General features: G+C 73.5%; 16 protein-coding genes. 8 read left to right on the top strand and 8 right to left on the bottom strand.

The features are described from left to right. Positions 1 to 105: 105 nt before the first annotated feature. Positions 106 to 1,515, bottom strand: coding sequence for an NAD(P)/FAD-dependent oxidoreductase (locus ACFYVL_RS09975; RefSeq protein WP_389242701.1), 1,410 nt, complete (start codon positions 1,513 to 1,515; stop codon positions 106 to 108). 233 nt (positions 1,516 to 1,748) lie between these two features. Between ACFYVL_RS09975 and ACFYVL_RS09980 the strand changes: the two genes are divergently transcribed. From ACFYVL_RS09980 to ACFYVL_RS09990, 3 genes are all read left to right on the top strand, one after another. After that, a complete protein-coding gene (locus tag ACFYVL_RS09980) occupies positions 1,749 to 2,903 on the top strand; it encodes a hypothetical protein (protein WP_389242703.1) in 1,155 nt (384 codons plus the stop codon). An 87-nt stretch (positions 2,904 to 2,990) separates the two neighbouring features. Then, a complete protein-coding gene (locus ACFYVL_RS09985; protein ID WP_389242705.1) occupies positions 2,991 to 3,893 on the top strand; it encodes an aminoglycoside phosphotransferase family protein in 903 nt (300 codons plus the stop codon). Continuing rightward, complete coding sequence (locus tag ACFYVL_RS09990) at positions 3,890 to 4,360, top strand: GNAT family N-acetyltransferase (RefSeq protein ID WP_389242707.1); 471 nt, start codon at positions 3,890 to 3,892, stop codon at positions 4,358 to 4,360. The genes ACFYVL_RS09985 and ACFYVL_RS09990 overlap by 4 nt, the downstream gene beginning before the upstream one ends. Positions 4,361 to 4,441: 81 nt before the next feature. On the opposite strand, the gene ACFYVL_RS09995 is transcribed toward ACFYVL_RS09990, so the two are convergent. Further along, positions 4,442 to 5,455 (bottom strand): zinc-binding dehydrogenase, encoded by a 1,014-nt coding sequence (locus ACFYVL_RS09995; protein ID WP_389242709.1) that lies wholly within the window; start codon positions 5,453 to 5,455, stop codon positions 4,442 to 4,444. Between the two features lie 79 nt (positions 5,456 to 5,534). Then, positions 5,535 to 6,776, bottom strand: a complete 1,242-nt coding sequence (locus ACFYVL_RS10000) for an NAD(P)-binding protein (RefSeq protein WP_389242711.1) — start codon at positions 6,774 to 6,776, stop codon at positions 5,535 to 5,537. Positions 6,777 to 6,936: 160 nt separating this feature from the next. On the opposite strand from ACFYVL_RS10000, the gene ACFYVL_RS10005 reads away from it, so the two are divergent. Beyond that, positions 6,937 to 7,611: a pentapeptide repeat-containing protein gene (locus ACFYVL_RS10005; protein WP_389242713.1), complete on the top strand. Its 675-nt coding sequence runs from the start codon at positions 6,937 to 6,939 to the stop codon at positions 7,609 to 7,611. A 176-nt stretch (positions 7,612 to 7,787) separates the two neighbouring features. Here the strand turns inward: ACFYVL_RS10005 and ACFYVL_RS10010 are convergent, their stop codons facing one another. From ACFYVL_RS10010 to ACFYVL_RS10020, 3 genes are read right to left on the bottom strand one after another with little or no spacing between them, the layout of a single operon-like run. Then, entirely contained in the window at positions 7,788 to 8,291 is a 504-nt protein-coding gene (locus ACFYVL_RS10010) for a hypothetical protein (RefSeq protein WP_389242715.1), read from the bottom strand. A 57-nt stretch (positions 8,292 to 8,348) separates the two neighbouring features. Next, complete coding sequence (locus tag ACFYVL_RS10015) at positions 8,349 to 8,984, bottom strand: response regulator (RefSeq protein ID WP_389242717.1); 636 nt, start codon at positions 8,982 to 8,984, stop codon at positions 8,349 to 8,351. Continuing rightward, positions 8,981 to 10,264, bottom strand: a complete 1,284-nt coding sequence (locus ACFYVL_RS10020; RefSeq protein ID WP_389243396.1) for a sensor histidine kinase — start codon at positions 10,262 to 10,264, stop codon at positions 8,981 to 8,983. Before ACFYVL_RS10020 ends, ACFYVL_RS10015 begins: the two co-directional genes overlap by 4 nt. Positions 10,265 to 10,692: 428 nt before the next feature. Between ACFYVL_RS10020 and ACFYVL_RS10025 the strand changes: the two genes are divergently transcribed. From ACFYVL_RS10025 to ACFYVL_RS10040, 4 genes are all read left to right on the top strand, one after another. Next, complete coding sequence (locus ACFYVL_RS10025; protein ID WP_389242718.1) at positions 10,693 to 11,250, top strand: heme-binding protein; 558 nt, start codon at positions 10,693 to 10,695, stop codon at positions 11,248 to 11,250. A gap of 118 nt (positions 11,251 to 11,368) precedes the next feature. Further along, positions 11,369 to 11,995: an ankyrin repeat domain-containing protein gene (locus ACFYVL_RS10030; protein WP_389242720.1), complete on the top strand. Its 627-nt coding sequence runs from the start codon at positions 11,369 to 11,371 to the stop codon at positions 11,993 to 11,995. Further along, entirely contained in the window at positions 11,992 to 13,137 is a 1,146-nt protein-coding gene (locus ACFYVL_RS10035) for a hypothetical protein (protein ID WP_389242722.1), read from the top strand. Before ACFYVL_RS10030 ends, ACFYVL_RS10035 begins: the two co-directional genes overlap by 4 nt. Positions 13,138 to 13,329: 192 nt before the next feature. Beyond that, positions 13,330 to 14,799, top strand: a complete 1,470-nt coding sequence (locus ACFYVL_RS10040) for a M1 family metallopeptidase (protein WP_389242723.1) — start codon at positions 13,330 to 13,332, stop codon at positions 14,797 to 14,799. A 3-nt stretch (positions 14,800 to 14,802) separates the two neighbouring features. Here the strand turns inward: ACFYVL_RS10040 and ACFYVL_RS10045 are convergent, their stop codons facing one another. Both ACFYVL_RS10045 and ACFYVL_RS10050 read right to left on the bottom strand, forming a co-directional pair. Further along, on the bottom strand, positions 14,803 to 16,452 hold the full coding sequence (locus ACFYVL_RS10045) for a M4 family metallopeptidase (RefSeq protein WP_389242725.1): 1,650 nt from the start codon (positions 16,450 to 16,452) through the stop codon (positions 14,803 to 14,805). A 229-nt stretch (positions 16,453 to 16,681) separates the two neighbouring features. Further along, a complete protein-coding gene (locus ACFYVL_RS10050) occupies positions 16,682 to 17,467 on the bottom strand; it encodes a DUF4232 domain-containing protein (protein WP_389242727.1) in 786 nt (261 codons plus the stop codon). Positions 17,468 to 17,602 lie beyond the last annotated feature (135 nt).

Genomic DNA, 17,602 nt, shown 5'->3' on the forward strand with positions numbered 1-17,602 from the left:
CGGAGTTGGCAGGCTATCCGGCATTTCGTCGGCCCTGCGCCGCCCGGCGTCCGGCGCTCGGAGCCCGGGACGCGGCTCGGGAAGGTCCGGGTCCCGGGCGCTGCCTCAGTGCCGCCCCGACACCCGGTCCGCCAGGCGGGCCATCGGGTGGGTGTCGGCGGAGTGGGCGGTGAGTTCGCGGCGGTCGGCCTCGCGGTAGGCGGCGTACATGCCCTGGACGCCGAGCCAGCGGAAGGGCTCCGGTTCCCACTTGCGGACCTTGTGGTTGACCCACGGGAGGGTGGTGAGGTCGGTCTCGCCGCCCTGGCCGGAGTCCTGGAGGAAGAGGTCGCGGAGGGTGCGGGCGGCGAGGTTGGTGGTGGCGACGCCGGAGCCGACGTAGCCGCCGGCCCAGCCGAGGCCGGTGGAGCGGTCCAGGGAGACCGTGGCGCACCAGTCGCGGGGGACGCCGAGGACGCCGGACCAGGCGTGGGCGACGCGGGTCCCGGCGAGGGTGGGGAAGAAGCGGACGAGGATCTCGCGCAGGGCCGTCACCGTGGCGGGCTGGGTGCGGCCGTCGTTGTCGGTGCGGGAGCCGAAGCGGTACGGGACGCCCCGGCCGCCGATCGCGATGCGGTCGTCGGCGGTGCGCTGGGCGTACATGTAGGCGTGGGCCATGTCGCCCAGGTTCTCGCGGCCGTCCCACCCGATGGTCTCCCACAGGTCGGCGGGCAGGGGATCGGTGACGATCATCGAGCTGTTCATGGGGAGCCAGGAGCGCTTCTGGCCCTTGATGGTGGGGGTGAAGCCCTCCGTGCAGCGCAGGACGTACGGGGCGCGGACCGTGCCGTACGGGGTGCGGGCGTGCTTGGGCTCGATGGCGGTGACCGGCGTGGACTCGTGGAGGGTGACGCCGAGGGCCTCGACGGTGTCGGCCAGGCCCTTGACGAGCTTCGCGGGGTGCAGGCGGGCGCCGTGCGGGGTCCAGGTGGAGCCGACCGCTCCGGCGACCTTGACGCGGGCCGCGGTGTCCCGGGCGCCGAGCAGCACGCGGTCCTGCTCGCCGAAGGCCAGCTCGGCGGCGTGGAAGGCGCGCAGCCGGCCGAGCTGGGCCGGGGTGTAGGCCACCTCCAGTACGCCGCCGCGGTGGATGTCCGCATCGATCCCTTCGGCCGCGGCGGTGTCCACGACCTCGCCGACCGTGTCGTTCATGGCCTGCTGGAGGCGGGCGGCGGCCTCGCGGCCGTGCAGCGCGGCGTACCGGTCGCGGCCGGCGATGCCGTTGTAGAGCCAGCCGCCGTTGCGCCCCGAGGCTCCGTAGCCGCAGAACTTCGCCTCCAGCACCGTGATGTCGAGGAAGGGGACGGCCTTCTTCAGGTAGTACGCCGTCCACAGCCCGGTGTAGCCGCCGCCGACGATGCAGACGTCCGCGGTGGTGTCGCCGCCGAGGGGCTCGCGAGGGGCGGGTATGCCCTCGTCGGCGTACCAGTAGGAGATTCCCCCGTTGGTGGTCGGGGCGTTGCTGGTGCTGCTCATGCTGGCCTTCGTCCTGTTCGGCGTACCGCTCGCGGGGGCTGCCCCGGTCCGGGCGGCTGGGGTCGTGGCTGCTCAGGGGTGGTGCCGGGACGCTAGCGGGCGGGGGTGCGGTGCGGCAATGGGCGGTTCGGTGGGTGTGGTGGCCCTGGTCCTCGACGGACTGTCGGGTGTGGGACGGGCGCGACCTGCGGGGTGGTGCGGGCGTTGGGTGGGGTGTGACCGATGTTCTTTTCTTGCCGCCGCAGCTCGTTCCGACGCCCGTGCCCGCGCATTTCGTGGGGCCGGCCCTGAGACCGGAGAGGGTCGAGCGCATCAGTGACCAGCGGTGGCTGGTGTGGGTGGGTGCGGACCAGCTGGTGGAGCGGGAGTGGGGTGACGGGGGCCGGCGCGGGTTCCTGGAGGGCAGCGCGGCCAACCGGGAGCTGACGGAGCTGCTGTGGGAGCGGCCCTGGGACTTCGGGGTGGTGGGGTCCGTGGTGCTGGGTGCCGAGCTGGTGCGGTGGGACCCGGCCGGGACCCGCAACCGGGGAGTGGTGCAGATCGCGGTGCCCGAAGTGCTGGACGGCGTACAGCGGTTGGGGGTGCTGGAGCGGGCCGTCGCGGACGGGATGCCGGTGGACCGGCTGCGGCAGTCGGTGGTGCGGCTGGAGGTGGTGACGGGGCCGGCGGTGGAAGTGGTGCGGGGCGAGCTGGACGCCGAGGACCGCCGGCGCAACGCGGCGACCGCGCAGGACGAGCTGGTGCGGGACCCGAACCTGCTGCGGGTGATGCGGCAGTTCCGCGACGACGGGGTGCGGTTCCTGGTACGCCGCGGTGAGGCGCGCGAGCCGTACGGGGACGGTGGCGCGTCCGGGACGTGCCTGACGGTGGAGGAGGCGACGGCGGCGCTGGCCTGCCTGGCCCCGGGTGCGCGCCTGGAGGTGGCGCACGCGGCGGGCACGGCGGCGGGCCGCGAACGGCTGTGGGCGGAGCGGGGCCAGGCGGCGTACCGGACGGTCTTCAACGAGCACACCGAGGCGGTGGGGGTGCTGCGGGCGGTGGTGATCGCCCGTGAGGTGCGGGACGTGGTGGGCCGGATGGCCCGCGGCAAGCGGTACGGACACGCCCATCTGTGGCGGGACGCACCGCAGTTGGTGGTGTGGGCGGTGGGCCGCCGGCTGCCCCTGGTGGAACTGCACCGGGAGGGCCGGGGGCCGGGCGCGGTCGACTGGGACGTGATGGTGGGCAAACGCCTCGCGGGCCTGACGGAGACGGTGGCGGAGGAACTGCGCGAGGCCTACGCGCGGCTGCGCCCGACCGCGGGCAGCGGGCGGCGCCTGCGCCACGAGGCGGTGCGCGGCCTGGAGTTCTGGCAGGCGGCGATGGGGGCGTGCGGGGGACGGGGGTAGCAGGGGCGGCGGCGGTGCGGCTCGGGGGCAGTGGTGCGGGGGAATTGCGTGTGCGGGGGCCGGGGGCGCAGCCGTAGGGTCGGTCGGGTGATCGAGATTCGGGTTCCGGAAGAACTGGCCGCCACGCAGATCCAGTACGAGGGCGAGGCCGGGCGGGCGTTCATCGAGTCGCTCCCCGGGCTCGCGGCGGAGATGCTCGGGCGTTGGGAGCTGACCGTCGACGGGCCGTCGATGCACGGCATGGCGGCGCTCGTGCTGCCCGTGCGGCGTGCGGACGGCACCCCCGCCGCCCTCAAGCTGCAGGCGGTCAACGAGGAGAGCGCGGGCGAGGCCGACGCGCTGCGGGCCTGGGCGGACCTCGGGGCCGTGCACGTACTGGACGACGACCCCCGCAACGGTTCGCTGCTGCTGGAGCGGCTGGACTCCGGCCGTTCCCTCGACGACGAGCCGGACACCCGGCGGGGCGTGCTCGTCATCGCCGGGATGCTGGCCCGGTTCAACGCCGTACCGGCACCGGCCGGGATGCGGCGGCTCGGGGACGTCGCGGCCGGGATGGTGGCGGAGACCCCCGACGCGCTGCGGGCCCTCGCCGACCCGGCGGAGCGGCGGCTGGTCGCGGACTGCGCGGCGGCGGTGCGGGAGGTCATGGACGAGCCCGGTGACGCCCTGCTGCACTGGGACCTGCACTTCGAGAACGTGCTCGCGGGGCGCGGCGGCTGGGTCGCCATCGACCCCAAGCCGCTGGCCGGGGACCCCGGGTTCGACCTGTGGCCGGCCCTCAACAACCGTTTCGACCCGGCCGACACCCGGTGGCGTTTCGACGCGATGACCGATGTGATGGGGCTGGACCGGGAGCGCGCGAAGGCCTGGACGCTGGGCCGGATCCTGCAGAACGCGCTGTGGTCGGTGGCGGACGGGGAGGGGCTGGACGAGGACGACGTGGCGGTGGCCCGGCTGCTGCGCGGCGGCCCGGATAACCTGCGCGCATGATTCGCAACGCCACCGTGGACGACCTGCCCGAGATCCTCGCCATGATCAGGGAGTTGGCCGAGTACGAGAAGGCCCTCGACGAGGTCAGGGCCACCGAGGACCAGTTGCGGGACGCCCTGTTCGGGCCGGCCCCCGCCGCGTACGCGCACATCGCCGAGACGCCGGACGGCGAGGTCGTCGGGTTCGCGGTGTGGTTCCTGAACTTCTCGACCTGGCGCGGGGTGCACGGGATCTATCTGGAGGACCTGTACGTACGCCCGTCCGCGCGCGGCGGCGGCCACGGCAAGGCACTGCTGGCGGAGCTGGCCCGTACCTGCGTGCGGCGCGGGTACCAGCGGCTGGAGTGGTCGGTACTGAAGTGGAACCGGCCGTCCATCGACTTCTACGAGGCGCTGGGCGCGCGTCCGCAGGAGGAGTGGGACGTGTACCGGCTCACCGACGACGCGCTGGAGAAGCTGGGGAGTTGAGGCGGGGGCGCGTCCGGGCGGGGGCGCCCCGGGGTCCCCGCCCGGACGCGCCCCCCGCCGGGCCCGTTGGTGCCGGGATGCTCAGGGGACCAGGACGACCTTGCCGACCGTGCCCCGGTTCTCCAGGTCGTGGTGGGCCCTGGCGGCCTCCGCGAGGGGGTAGCGCTGGACGGCGGGGCGCAGTTCGCCGGACGCGGCCAGGGCCAGGGAGCGGGTCTCCAGGGTGCGCAGCGGGTCGTCGGTGCCGACCTTCGCGAACATCGGCGGGCCGAGCACCTGCTCGGAGGTGATGTCGCGGGCGGCGAGCTCGGCCTCGGTGAAGGTGAGCGGTTCGCCGTCGTGCGGCCCCTTGCCGGACCAGCCGAAGACCAGGTGCAGGCCGCCGGGGGCGAGGAGGTCCACGGCGGCGCGGCCGGTGTCGCCGCCGACCGAGTCGAAGACCACCGTGGCGCCGTCGAGGCCGCGCGAGGCGAGGAACGCGGCGACACGGCCGGTCCAGTCGGGGCGGGTGTAGTCGACGGCGAGGTCCGCGCCGTTCGCCTCGACGGCGGCCACCTTGGCGGGGCCGCCCGCCAGACCGACGACGGTGCCCCCGGCGTTCTTCACGTACTGGACGAGGAGGGTGCCGATGCCGCCCGCCGCGGCCGGGACCAGGGCGACGGTGGAGGCGTCGACCTCGGCGAACTGGAGGATGCCGAGGGTGGTGCGGCCGGTGCCGATCATGGCGATGGCCGCGGCGTCGTCCAGGGAGTCGGGCACGGGGTGCAGCTTGGCGGCGTCGGTGACGGCCAGCTCGGCGTAGCCCCCCGGGTTCATGCCGAGGTGGGCGACCACGCGCCTGCCCAGCCAGGACGGGTCGGTGCCCTCGCCGAGCGACTCCACGGTGCCCGCCACCTCGCGGCCGGGGATCGTGGGCAGCTCGGCGGGTGCCGGAAACGGGCCCTGCATGCCCTTGCGCAGTGCGGTGTCCAGGAGGTGCACGCCGGACGCCGTGACGGCTATCCGGACCTGGCCGGGGCCCGGGACCGGGTCCTCGGTCTTCTCGTAACTCAGGTTCTCGGCCGGGCCGAAGGCGTGGAGGCGGATGGCGTGCATGGTCAACTCCCCTGTCCGGGCGCCGTGCCGACCGCCCGGGTGGGCGTCGTACCGGCGACTCGGTGATCACTCTCGTACCTCAAGCGCTCTTGAGGTCAAGGCGGCCGGAGGAGTGCGCGGACCACCGGGCGGGGCGGTCCGCCGGGCCGGTGCCGCCGAGCTGCTGGAGGCGGGCGTTCCGCAGGGCGAGGGAGGTGGCTTCCAGGGCGCTGTTGAGGGACACCTCGGCGAGCAGGCCGGGGGCGGCGACCTGGTCGCCCGCCAGGTGGATGCCGTTGCCGCGGTCGATCGCGGGGCGGTCGCGCCAGGTGGTGCCGGGCAGGTCGAGGGCGCCGGTACGGCCGGTGGCCAGCGCCTCGGAGCGGTGGGTGACGCGGGAGCGCCAGCCGGGGAGACCGAGGTCGAGGAGACGTTCGGCGCGGGCGATGCCGGCGGACCTGGACTCGCCGGGGGCGAGCGGGAACTGGGCCTGGACGAGCTGCTCGCCGGCCGGGGCGAGGGAGGGGTCCTGGGCGGTGAAGCGCTCGATCCAGCCGGGGGCGTCCAGGTCGCTGACGATGAACGCGTCGCCGCGCCGGGTGCGCAGTCCGAGGTCGAGGAGGGCGGTCCGGCCGCTCGGCCCGGTGAGCGAGTCGTCGTCCAGGAGGTGCCGGGCGGCGGCGAGGGAGGTCGCGACGACCACCGGGCCGCGGGCGGCGGCGTCAGCGAGTTCGGAGCCGGTGAAGCGGGAGCCGGTCTCGATCCGCACCCCGAGCGAACGGGCGTGCGCGGCCATCCTGTCCACCACCGCACCCCAGCCGCCCACCGGGTACCTGGCCTCGGGCGGCATGGCGAGCACCCGGTGCAGCCGCTCCTGCACGAAGCGGGCGGAGAGCGCGCCGGGGTCGTGGTGGAAGACGGCGACGCCGATGGCGTTGGCCGCGAACTCGGCGTGGCGCTCGCCGACCAGGGAGGCGGCCCAGGTGCGGAAGTCGGTGTCGACGGGGGCGTCCCCGGCCTGCCTGCGGCCGAGCCGCAGCACGGCGAGCGGCGGCATCCGGCGCAGGGCGCCGTCCCGGTGGAACCGGGTGCGGGCGGCGGCCCGCAGCGGGACGGCGGCGGACGGCCCGACGAGGTCGCGCTGCTGGAGCCAGGTCCACAGCGGGCCGCGCGAGTACAGGGCGTGCGGGCCCTCGTTGGTCCGGTACGCCCCCGTGGCGGTGCGGGCGCGCCCGCCGAGGGTGTGGTGGGCCTCGTGGAGGTGTACGGGGGTGCCGGACTCGGCGGCGGTGATGGCGGAGGTGAGACCGGCCAGGCCGGAGCCGATGACGGTGAGCTGCATGGGGGGCCTCCCGGGGCGGGTGGGTCGGTGGGAGCTCTTCGCGTTGCGTGCCTTCGTCAGGGGGACGGATCGGGAGGCCCGGGATGTGACATGGGGCGGTGGCACGGGGCGGTGGCCGGAGTGCCGCGGGGTTGTCAGTGGGGTGGGGCAGCATGGGGAGATGGCACGTGAGGCGAGGAAGAAGCAGGTCCCTGCGGTGCGGCGGGCGGAGGTGCGGCTGCCCGAGCTGACGCCCTTCGCGGACGGCGGACTGGAGACGGAGGGGGACTACGACGGCCTGGAGTTCCGGGACTGCGACCTGACCGGCCAGGAGGGGCGCGGGTCGCGGTTCATGGACTGCGGGCTGTACGGGGTCGTGCTGGACGAGACCCGGCTGGGCAGGGCACGGGTGCTGGACTGCGTCCTGGACAGGGTGCGCGGCGTGGGCACGGACCTGGCGGAGGCGTCGCTGCGGGACGTGGAGATCGTCGACGCCCGGCTGGGCGGGACGCAGCTGCACGGTTCGGTGCTGGAGAGGGTGGTGGTGCGGGGCGGCAAGATCGACTACCTGAACCTGCGGAAGTCGCGGCTGAAGGACGTGGTGTTCGAGGGGTGCGTGCTCGTCGAACCGGACTTCATGGACGCGAAGCTGGAGCGGGTGGAGTTCCGGGACTGCGTGCTGCAGGGCGTCGACTTCAGCGGTGCGGCGATGCGGGACGTGGACCTGCGGACGGTGGCGCGACTGGAGATCGCGCGGGGCGTGGACCGGCTGCGGGGGGCGGTGATCAGTCCCGTGCAGTTGATGGATCTGGCGGGGGTGTTCGCGGCGGAGCTGGGGGTTCGGGTGGAGGGGTAGGCACGCCGGTGCGCTGCGGCCCCCTGCCGGCCCACGGGCGGCGTGCCCTCCACGGCCGGGTGCGTATCCGCGGCTTCGATGTGGCCGCTCGCGCGGTTCCGCGCGCCCCTTCAGGGGCGCGGGGAACCGCGCGGACAACCAACGACGCTCCCGCAGGAAAACCCCGGCCGCGCCCCTCAGGAATCCACTCGCGGGAAGCGTCCCAACAGTGTCCAGATTGCCGGGTTGTCGCCCAGACCCTCGTGCATGTCCGTCAGGTCCGCCACCAGATCGTGCAGGAAGTCCCGCGCCTCGCGACGGAGCAGCCGATGGCCGAAGGTCAGCGGTGCCTCCTCCGCCGGCATCCAGTCCGCCTCCACGTCCACCCACCCGAAGCGCCGCTCGAACAGCATCCGGTCCGTCGACTCCGTGAAGTCGATCTCCGCGTACTGCCGGTGCGCCGAGCGGTTGCCGCGCGGGTCCTGGTCCAGCTGCTCCACGATGTCGCACAGCGCCCACGCGAAGTCCAGCACCGGCACCCATCCCCAGGCTGTGGAAACCTCCCGGTCCGCCTTGACGTCCGCGAGGTACACGTCCCCGCAGAACAGGTCGTGCCGCAGCGCCCGTACGTCCGCACGGCGGTAGTCCGTCTGCGGGGGATCGGGGAAGCGGCGGGAGAGGGAGTAACCGATGTCGAGCACGTTCCCGATGGTCGCACGGCACGGGCCGGCCCGAGGAGGCCGTGCCCGCCTCCCCCCTCACGGCAGCAGCCGCTGCTCCTTCGCCACCGACACCGCTCCCGCCCTCGTGTCCACTCCGAGCTTGGCGTAGATCCGGCCCAGGTGCGTCTTGACGGTGGCCTCGCTGATGAACAGGGCCCGTGCGATCTCCCGGTTGCCCAGGCCGTGGGCCAGCTGGGCCAGGATGTCCGACTCGCGGTCGGTGAGGGTGGGGCGGCCGGTGCCCCGCATCTGGGCCATCACCCGGCTCGCGACCGGCGGGGACAGCGTCGTACGGCCCTGGGAGGCCGAGCGGATCGCGGCGAACAGTTCCTCCGGGCGTTCCGCCTTCAGCAGGTAGCCGGTCGCGCCCGCCTCGATCGCGCGGGTGATGTCGGCGTCCGTGTCGTACGTGGTGAGGACCAGGACGTGCGGGCCCGTGCCCGCGATCCGGCGGGTCGCCTCGACGCCGTCGATGCCCGCGCCGAGCTGGAGGTCCATCAGTACGACGTGGGGGGCCAGCTTGGCAGCCATCGCGACGGCCTCCTCGCCGTTGCCCGCCTCGCCGACGACCTCGATGTCGGGTTCGCTGCTGAGGAGGGCGAGCAGCCCGGCCCGTACCACCACGTGGTCGTCGCACAGCAGGACCCGTACGGGAGTGGCGGGTGTCGTCATGGCTGGGGCTCCAGGGGGATCGCGGCGGACAGGACCGTGCCCTCGCCGGGGGCGGACTCGACGGCCAGGCTGCCGCCGAGCTGCTGGACCCGGGCGCGGATCGCGGGCAGGCCGTGGCCGCGTACGCCCGTGGGGCCCGGTGGCACCGTGGTGTCGAAGCCACGGCCGTCGTCCGCGATGTCGAGGACCACCTGATCATCCAGGTAGGTCAGGGTCAGTGCCGCGGTGGTGGCCTTCGCGTGTTCCGCCACGTTGGCCAGCGCTCCCTGGGCGATCCGGAGCAGGGCCGACTGGACCCGGTCGGGGAGGGGGACGGCGGGGGCCGTCCCGTCGATGTGGAAGCGGGCGTTCTCGCGGGCGGCGACCGCCCGCAGGGCCTCCTCCAGCCCGCCGCCCCTGGCCCCCGCCTCGGCCAGGTCCGCCGGAGCCAGGTCGTGCACGAAACGGCGGGCCTCGGCCAGGTTGCGTTCCGCGATGGAGGTGGCGGTACGGACGTGCCGGCGGGCGGTCGCCGCATCCGCGTCCCACGTGCGGTCGGCGGCCTGGAGCAGCATCTGCTGGCTGGACAGGCCCTGGGCGAGGGTGTCGTGGATCTCCATGGAGAGGCGCTGGCGTTCGGCGAGGGTGCCCTCGCGGCGCTCGGTGGCGGCGAGTTCGCGGCGGGTGCGGATGAGGTCGTCGATCAGGGCGCGCTGACGGGCCGTCTGCCGCTGCATGTACACGAACATCCCGGCGGCGATGGCCGCCACCGCGGGCGGCGCGAGTACCAGGTTCGGATCGAACCCGTCCTCCGCGAGCTGGAGTTGGGCGGCGACCACGAACACGGTGAGCAGCGCCACCAGGGCCAGCGCGGTACGCGCGGGCAGGGTGCGCAGCCCGGTGTAGAAGAGCGGGACCGCGCACCAGGCGAAGCTGGGCGCGAGGACGACGAGGACCATCCAGACGGCGACCACGGCGGCGAGGAGGAGGTGGGCGGTGGGGTGGGTGGTCCGGGCAGGGTGGGTGGTGCCGGTGGTCCGGGCGGTGTGTGCGGTGCCTGCGGTGGGGCGGGTGCGGGTGGGGCGGCCCGGGTGTCCGGGGTGTCCGCGTCCGTTCTTACGGCCGCGGTCGCGTCCCCGGCCGCTCCGTGCGCCGTCCGGCCCCAGGACGTACAGCAGTACGTGCAGTACGGCGAGCGTGATGCTCAGGCCGATGATCCACGGGGTGCGGGCCTCGCCCGGGTGCCGGAGCAGGAAGCGGGCCAGCGAGGCGCCGAGCAGCAGGAAGAACGCCACGTGCATGACGAGGGTGAGCCAGCGGGCGTCGGGGTCGGGGTCGGCGGGGGTGCCGGTGCGCGGGGACGGAGCTCCGGGGATCCGGGCGGCCCGGTCCGTACGGTCGTGCCGTCCGGGTCCGGTTCCGGTTTCGGCTTCGGGTCCGGTCCGGCCCGCGCCCTCGTCCTGCCGCACCGTGTGCTCCTCGCCCGTGTCCCGACTGCGTACATACCGGCTCTGAACAGCACGTACATGCCCATCCTGACCCACCGGGACCACCCCCGCATCAACCGATCGGCTGACCCCCGGGTCGACCGGCCGGGCCGCCGGGAGCAGCCGGTGCACCGACCGTACCCAGGGGTGCGCGGACCCAGGATTGGTTGCAGGACGGAGAGCGGCTCCCCCGCCGCCCTCCCTCCTCCCTCTCCTTCCGTACCGCAGCCCTGGAGCACACCATGAAGAAGCTTTCCCTCCGCACCCGCGTCCTCACCGGTGCCGCCGCCGTCGCCGTCCTCGGTGCCGGTACCTTCGGTGCCGTGTCCGCCAGCGCCTCCGCGCCGGCCGCCGAGTCCGTCGCCGCCGTGAAGGCCGACACCTCGAACCGCAACCTCCAGCAGTCCACGCACCTCACCGTCGCCGCCGCCACCAAGGCCGCCGAGGCCGTGCTCGACGCCGCGAAGAAGGACAACCAGCGCGTGTCCGTCGCCGTCGTCGACCGCAACGGCAACACCATCGTCACCCTGCGCGGCGACGGCGCCGGCCCGCAGTCGCCCGAGTCGGCCGTGAAGAAGGGCTACACCGCCGTCTCCTGGAACGCCCCCACCTCCGAGCTGGCCAAGCGCCTCGCCCAGGCCCCGAACCTGAAGGACATCCCCGGCACCCTGTTCCTCGCCGGCGGCGCCCCGGTCCAGGCCAAGGGCGCTCCGGTCGCCGGCATCGGTGTCGCGGGCGCGCCCAGCGGCGACCTGGACGAGAAGTTCGCCCAGGCGGGCGTCGCGGCGCTGGGGAAGTAACACCCCGGCAGGACGCACGCGACGCCAGGAAGTACGTGCCGCAGGACGCACGCGACGGCAGGAAGTACGCGCCGTAGGACCCGCGCGCACGTACGAGCACCCGCAGGAAGGCCCTCCCATGACTGATCCAGGCACAGGCACCCACGCCCCGGCCGCCGACCGTCTCCTGCTCGACGCCGCCCGCACCGGCGACGTCGACGGGGTGCGGGACGCGCTGCGGGCCGGTGCCCGCGTCGAGGCCCGCGACGAGGAACTGCGCTCACCGCTGTTGCTCGCCTCGCTCGGCAGTCATGTGGAGGCCGCCCGGCTGCTGGTCGCGGCCGGGGCCGATCCGGACGCGCAGGACCGGCGCGAGGACAGCGCCTGGCTGGTCACCGGGGTCACGGGCAGCGTCGCCATGATGCGCGTGCTGCTGCCCGCCCACCCCGACCTGACCCTCACCAACCGGTTCGGCGGGATCTCGGTGATCCCGGCGAGCGAACGCGGTCACGTCGGATACGTAAGGGCCGTGCTGGCCGAGACGGACATCGACGTGAACCACGTCAACAGGCTCGGCTGGACGGCGCTGCTGGAGGCCGTGATCCTCGGCGACGGCGGCCGGCCGCACCAGGAGGTCGTGGAACTCCTGCTCGCGGCGGGGGCCGTCCCCGACCTCGCGGACCAGGACGGCACCACCCCCCTGGAGCACGCCGAACGCCGCGGCTTCGACGTGATCACGGCACTCCTGAGGAAGGCGCAGGCATGAGTACGGACACCCACCCGGGCCCCGGCGGTAAGGGGCCCCGGCACGCCCTCGCGGTGCTCTCCCTCGCCCTGCTCACCACCCTCACCGCCTGTGCCGGGGCCGCCGAGAGCGCCCCGGAGCACCCCCGTACCGCCTCCGTCACCCCTTCCGTACCGGCCGCCACACCCACCCCGTCCGGCACGCTCCTGGTCGCGGACTTCGACGCGGACACCGTCACGTTCGTCGACCCGGCGAAGGGGCCGGTCGACTCGGTCGAGGTCGGCACCGCCCCGTACGGGCTGGTCGTCGGCGCGGACGGGCGGGCGTGGGTGGCCACCGCCGAGGGGGTCGCCGTGGTGGACACCCGGACCCGCGAGAGCCTGGGCCGGATCGCGTACGCGACGAAGGCGGAGGGGCCCGCCGAGATGGGCGAGTACCGGGCGGGCGGCATGGGCATCGCGCTCTCGCCCGACGGCACGCGGGTGTACGTGGGGGTCAACGTGCCGGACGCGAAGGGGGTGCTGGAGGTCGTCGACACCGCCACCCGGAAGGTCGTGGACACCGTCGGCGTCGGCCGCCGCCCCTTCGACGTGGACGTCTCGGCCGACGGCCGCGAGGTGTACGCCACCGGGCACGACTCGTACGACGTGACGGCCGTCGCCACCGACACGCTGCGCGCCCGCCGCCTCGAAGTCGCGCCGTACGGCACGGAGGGCGGGCTGGGCTCCTGGCTCAAGCCGCACTACGCCGCCGTACGCCCGTCCGACGGCCGCCTCCTGCTGCCCTTCGAGGGCGAGCGCCTCGCCGTGCTGGACCCGCGCACCGGGCGCGTCACCGTCGAGCCGATGACCGCCAACACCCACCAGCACGGCACCACGATCACCCCGGACGGCACTCTGCTGGTCGTCGGCACGGGCCCGATCGGCGGCGACGACGAGGACGCGTCGCTGACGGTCCGCGCACCCGACGGCTCGGAACGCGTCGTCCCGCTGGACGGTCCCCACGAGGACGTGGCCGTCTCGCGCGACGGGCGCACGGCGTACGTCACGGGCGGCTTCACCCGGGAGGGCTCCTGGGACGGGATCACGGTGGTGAACCTGGGCGACGGCACGAAGCGGAAGGTGGCGGCGGGGGTGCGGCCGTTGGGGGTCGTGGTCCTGTAACCCACTCCGCCCCCGCCCCCGCCCCCTTGGGCGGCGGGGCCGCCCCCCGGGGGCGGAACGGGCGGGCAAGGGGGGCGGCCCCCGGCGGAGCCGAACCCCCGCACCCCGGACGCCCCGGCGGACCCGCACCCCCCTGCCCCGCCCACCCCGGCGGACCCGCACCCCGATCTCCCGCCCCCATAAACTCGCCGGATGCAGTCCTCGCCCCACCACCGCACCCGCCGCCACCTCACCCTCGCCACCGCCGCGGTGGCCGCCCTCGCCCTCACCTCCTGCACCCAGTCGGACCCCGTCACCGGTACCCCCGGCTCGCACGGGCTTCGTGACCCGCTCTTCCCGAAGCTCGGCAACGGCGGCTACGACGTCTCGCACTACGCCCTCGACCTCGACTACGACCCCGCCGCCCACCACCTCAAGGGCACCGCGGAGATCACGGCGAAGGCGACCCAGGGACTGAGCGCGTTCAATCTCGACCTGGCCGGGCTCACGGCGGACAGCGCGACCGTCGAGGGCGAGCGGGCGGCGGTGAACCAGGCGGGCAGCGAGCTGACCCTGCGTCCCCGGCACGACCTGCGCGCGGGCGAGACCTTCAAGGCGGTCGTCCGCTACTCCGGAACCCCGCGCCCCGTCACCAACACCGACGGCGCCCGCGAGGGCTGGCTGCGGTCGGCGGACGGGAAACTGTCGGTCGCGGTGGGCCAGCCGTCCGGCTCGATGGCGTGGTTCCCCGGCAACAACCACCCCTCCGACAAGGCGACGTACGACATCAAGGTCACCGTCCCGCAGGGGCGGACGGCCATCTCCAACGGCGAGCTGCGCAACCCGCCCACCACCGCGAACGGCCGCACCACCTTCGACTGGCGGATGCGCGAGCCGATGGCCAGCTATCTCGCGATGCTGTCGATCGGCACGTTCAACGTGTGGGAGGGGAAGGCGACCGCCGAGTTCGGGGCGGACGGCGAGACGCCGAAGCGGACCGTGCCGGTGTACGCGGCGGCGGAGGAGTCCGTCGACGCGAAGAGCCTCGCGCTGCGCAAGCAGATCCCGGAGCTGATGGACTGGGCGGTGACCTACTTCGGCCCGTACCCCTTCGACTCCATCGGGTCGGTGGTCACGCGCGGGCGGGGCGACGTCGGCTACGCGCTGGAGTCGCAGACGAAGCCGGTGTACGCGGGCGTCACCGACGGCGAGGGCGCCTCGCTCGACGAGGCCCAGCTGCACGAGATCGCCCACCAGTGGTTCGGCAACTCCGTCTCGCCGAAGGACTGGCGGGACATGTGGCTCAACGAGGGCTTCGCGACGTACGCGGAGTGGATGTGGGACGAGGACGAGGGCGGCGACACGGCCCAGGAGGCGTTCGTGGCGGCCTTCGAGGACGACGACAACTGGGAGTTCCCGCCCGCCGCCCCGCCCACCGCGAAGCAGGTGTCCAAAGCGCCGGTCTACGAGGGCGGCGCCATGGTCCTGCACAAGGTCCGCCAGGCGATCGGCGACGACGCCTTCTTCGAGCTGCTGGAGGACTGGCCCGCCGCCCACCGGGGCAAAAACGCGTCGACCGCCGACTTCACCGCGTTCGTCCAGAAGAGGACGGACGCGGATCTGTCGGCGGTCTGGGAGACGTGGCTCTACGGAGGCGAGAGGCCCGCCACTCCCAACGGCTGAGCGTTACTTGACGTTGACGCCGGTCCAGGCCGCGGCCACCGTCTTGGCCTCGACGCCGTCCGCCCCGTACAGGTCGGTCGCCGCCTTCAGGGTCGCCTCGCGGGCGGCCTTGTAGTCGGTGGTCGAGGTCATGTAGGTCGAGAGGGCCTTGTACCAGATCTTGTAGGCCTTCTCCTGGCCGATGCCGGTGACCTTCGACCCGTCCTTGGTGGGCGAGTCGTACTTCACGCCGTTGATCTCCTTGGCGCCGCTGCCCTCGGCCAGCAGGTAGAAGAAGTGGTTGGCGATGCCCGAGGAGTAGTGGACGTCGACGTCGCCCGCCTTCTCGTCCCAGTAGTCCAGCGACTGGCCGTCCTTGCTGGGCTTGTCCATGTAGCGCAGCGGCGAGCCGTCACCGTTGATGTCGATCTTCTCGCCGATGAGGTAGTCGCCGACGTCCGTCGTGTTCTTCGCGAAGAACTCGACGGCGGTGCCCAGGATGTCCGAGGTGGCCTCGTTGAGGCCGCCGGACTCGCCCGCGTACTCCAGGTTGGCGGTCGCGGCGGTCAGGCCGTGGCTCATCTCGTGGCCGGCCACGTCGATGGCGGTCAGCGGGTGGGTGTTGCCGATGCCGTCGCCGTACGTCATGCAGAAGCAGCTGTCGTCCCAGAAGGCGTTGACGTACGCCTTGCCGTAGTGGACGCGGGAGTAGGCGGCCTTGCCGTCACCGGCGATGCCGTTGCGGCCCAGCTCGGCCTTGTAGAAGTCCCAGGTCATGGCGGCGCCGTAGGCGGCGTCGACGGCGGCGGTCTGGGCGTCGTCCGCCTTGCCGTTGCCCCACTTGTCGTCGGCGTCGGTGAAGAGCGTGCCGGTGCCGGACTGGCCGCCCTTGAGGTCGTACGTCTTGTGGCCGCCGCGCTCGCCGTCGGTCAGCTCGAAGCCCGAGCCGCCCTTGGTGGTGGTCAGCGCGACCTCGCCGCTGTACATGCTGGCGCCGCTGCCGGCCTTCAGCTTGACGCCGGAGCCGCCCTTGGCGGGGGCCTTCGGGGCCTTGCCGGCCTTGAAGCCGTCGTCGATCTCGTCGAACGAGTAGAGGGTCTTGCCGGTGGCCGCGTCGGTGATGGTGTGCAGCCGGCTCGGCGTGCCGTCCTTCTTGACGCTGCTCTTGACGGTCTCGAACGCGAGGGTCGGCTTGCCGCTGACGGCGAAGATCACCTTGCGCGCACCGGCGGCCGACTTCAGCTTCGGCGTGGTGGTCGGCACGGATATCTTCGCGTCCGTCGCCTTGTCGATGCTCTTGAGCTTGCCGCCCTTGGCGACGTGCGTCACGAGGTCGCCGCCGAGGACGGGCAGGCCGTCGAAGGTGCGGTCGTAACGGGTGTGCACGGTGCCGTCGGCGTCCTTGATGACGTCGCGCACGATGAGCTTCTCACCGGCGCCGAGGCCCAGAGCTCTGGCGACCGAAGCGGCGTCGGCCTGGGCGGACTTGATGTCGTTCGCCCGGACGGCCGCGGCGGCGGCGGACGCGCTGGGCGCCTGCGCCTTCTCGGGAGCGGCGGTGGCGGTACCGGCACCGGCCTGCACTCCGACGACGACCATCGCGGCCGCCGCCGCGAGGGCGGCGGCACGCTTGGTGACGCGGGCAGAGCTCTTGCGTGAAACGTGGGGGGTCATGCGCTCTCCATCACTCGATCCGTGGGGGGTTAGAGGCTGAGCGATGTGAGAGTGACACTTCAGTGCCAGAGATGATCGGTTGCCGACAAATACCTCACAACTCTTTGACCATTGCTTGCCGTTCATGGAACGCTTTTGTTGAGGTTGCGGATTTGGTGTGAGGCAGCGGCGGTACGGGGTGAATGCCCTCCGGGCGGTTCACCGAGGCCGAACACCCCGTTACCCGCGGTCACTTGGCGAACAGGAACTTCTCCACCGCGCGCCGGTCGAGGTTCCAGTACGTGACGGCGGGGTTGGGGCCGACGTTCACGAAACCGCCGTCGGGCATCGGGAAGTCGATTCCGTCCCCGGAGGGGGTCGAGGAGTCGGCCGACACGAGCTCGATGCTCGCCGCGCTCACGTTGTCCGTCGGGTCGCCGCCCCGGAAGAGGAACAGCCCCGCGTACCCCTTCTGCTTCGGTCCGATCGTGGCGGTCGCCCGCGGCGTGGACTCCATCGGACCCACGTCGCGGGCCACGGTGTTGAGGACGACGTTCGGATAGGCGTAGAGCGTGCAGGGCTTGTCACCGGTGTTGGTGGCGGTCAGGAGCAGGTGCTGGACCTCGTCGCGCGGATACATCGTCGAGGTGATCCTGACGTCGCGGTGGGTGCAGGCGGTGGTGCCCCTGCCGTCGGCGGGCACGCCCCCGGTCGTGCCGGTCCCGGACTCGCCGCCCGCGTCGCCGCCCTTGCCGTCGGCCCCGCCGGAGCCACTGCCTCCGCCCGTACCCGTACGGGCACTCGGGCCGGTGCTCCCGCCCGTGCTCCCCACCCCTGGCCTGCCCGGACCCGGGGCGTCGGACGGCGGAGCCGACTGCCCGCCACCGGGTACGTCCGAGGCGGCGGGCGGCCCCGCGGCCCCGCCTCCGGTACCGCCGCCGCCCTCCTGGCAGGCGGTCGTCGTCAGGAGCGCGGCGGCGGCCACGACTCCCAGGGCGCAGATCTTCCCGTACTTGTTCCCGCGGGCAGCGCGCATGGTGATCCCCGTACGTCCTCGTGTGTCGTCGGGCACCTCGCGCCTCTTCGGCAGGGCCCGAACGGTCCGCCGTCCGGCCGACACCGGGAATGTGCCCACGCCGGACCGCCGGGCCCGCACGCCGCGCGGGATCGT

The sequence above is a fragment of the Streptomyces sp. NPDC004111 genome (assembly GCF_042874215.1).
GTDB lineage: Bacteria > Actinomycetota > Actinomycetes > Streptomycetales > Streptomycetaceae > Streptomyces.

Bases quoted from the DNA above. Each gene is read 5' to 3' on its own strand.
- ACFYVL_RS10045 (WP_389242725.1), bottom strand. From the start codon at position 16,452: ATGACCCCCCACGTTTCACGCAAGAGCTCTGCCCGCGTCACCAAGCGT.
- ACFYVL_RS10020 (WP_389243396.1), bottom strand. From the start codon at position 10,264: ATGCACGTGGCGTTCTTCCTGCTGCTCGGCGCCTCGCTGGCCCGCTTC.
- ACFYVL_RS10015 (WP_389242717.1), bottom strand. From the start codon at position 8,984: ATGACGACACCCGCCACTCCCGTACGGGTCCTGCTGTGCGACGACCAC.
- ACFYVL_RS10030 (WP_389242720.1), top strand. From the start codon at position 11,369: ATGACTGATCCAGGCACAGGCACCCACGCCCCGGCCGCCGACCGTCTC.
- ACFYVL_RS10040 (WP_389242723.1), top strand. From the start codon at position 13,330: ATGCAGTCCTCGCCCCACCACCGCACCCGCCGCCACCTCACCCTCGCC.
- ACFYVL_RS10000 (WP_389242711.1), bottom strand. From the start codon at position 6,776: ATGCAGCTCACCGTCATCGGCTCCGGCCTGGCCGGTCTCACCTCCGCC.
- ACFYVL_RS10005 (WP_389242713.1), top strand. From the start codon at position 6,937: ATGGCACGTGAGGCGAGGAAGAAGCAGGTCCCTGCGGTGCGGCGGGCG.
- ACFYVL_RS09975 (WP_389242701.1), bottom strand. From the start codon at position 1,515: ATGAGCAGCACCAGCAACGCCCCGACCACCAACGGGGGAATCTCCTAC.
- ACFYVL_RS10050 (WP_389242727.1), bottom strand. From the start codon at position 17,467: ATGCGCGCTGCCCGCGGGAACAAGTACGGGAAGATCTGCGCCCTGGGA.
- ACFYVL_RS10025 (WP_389242718.1), top strand. From the start codon at position 10,693: ATGAAGAAGCTTTCCCTCCGCACCCGCGTCCTCACCGGTGCCGCCGCC.
- ACFYVL_RS09995 (WP_389242709.1), bottom strand. From the start codon at position 5,455: ATGCACGCCATCCGCCTCCACGCCTTCGGCCCGGCCGAGAACCTGAGT.
- ACFYVL_RS10035 (WP_389242722.1), top strand. From the start codon at position 11,992: ATGAGTACGGACACCCACCCGGGCCCCGGCGGTAAGGGGCCCCGGCAC.
- ACFYVL_RS09990 (WP_389242707.1), top strand. From the start codon at position 3,890: ATGATTCGCAACGCCACCGTGGACGACCTGCCCGAGATCCTCGCCATG.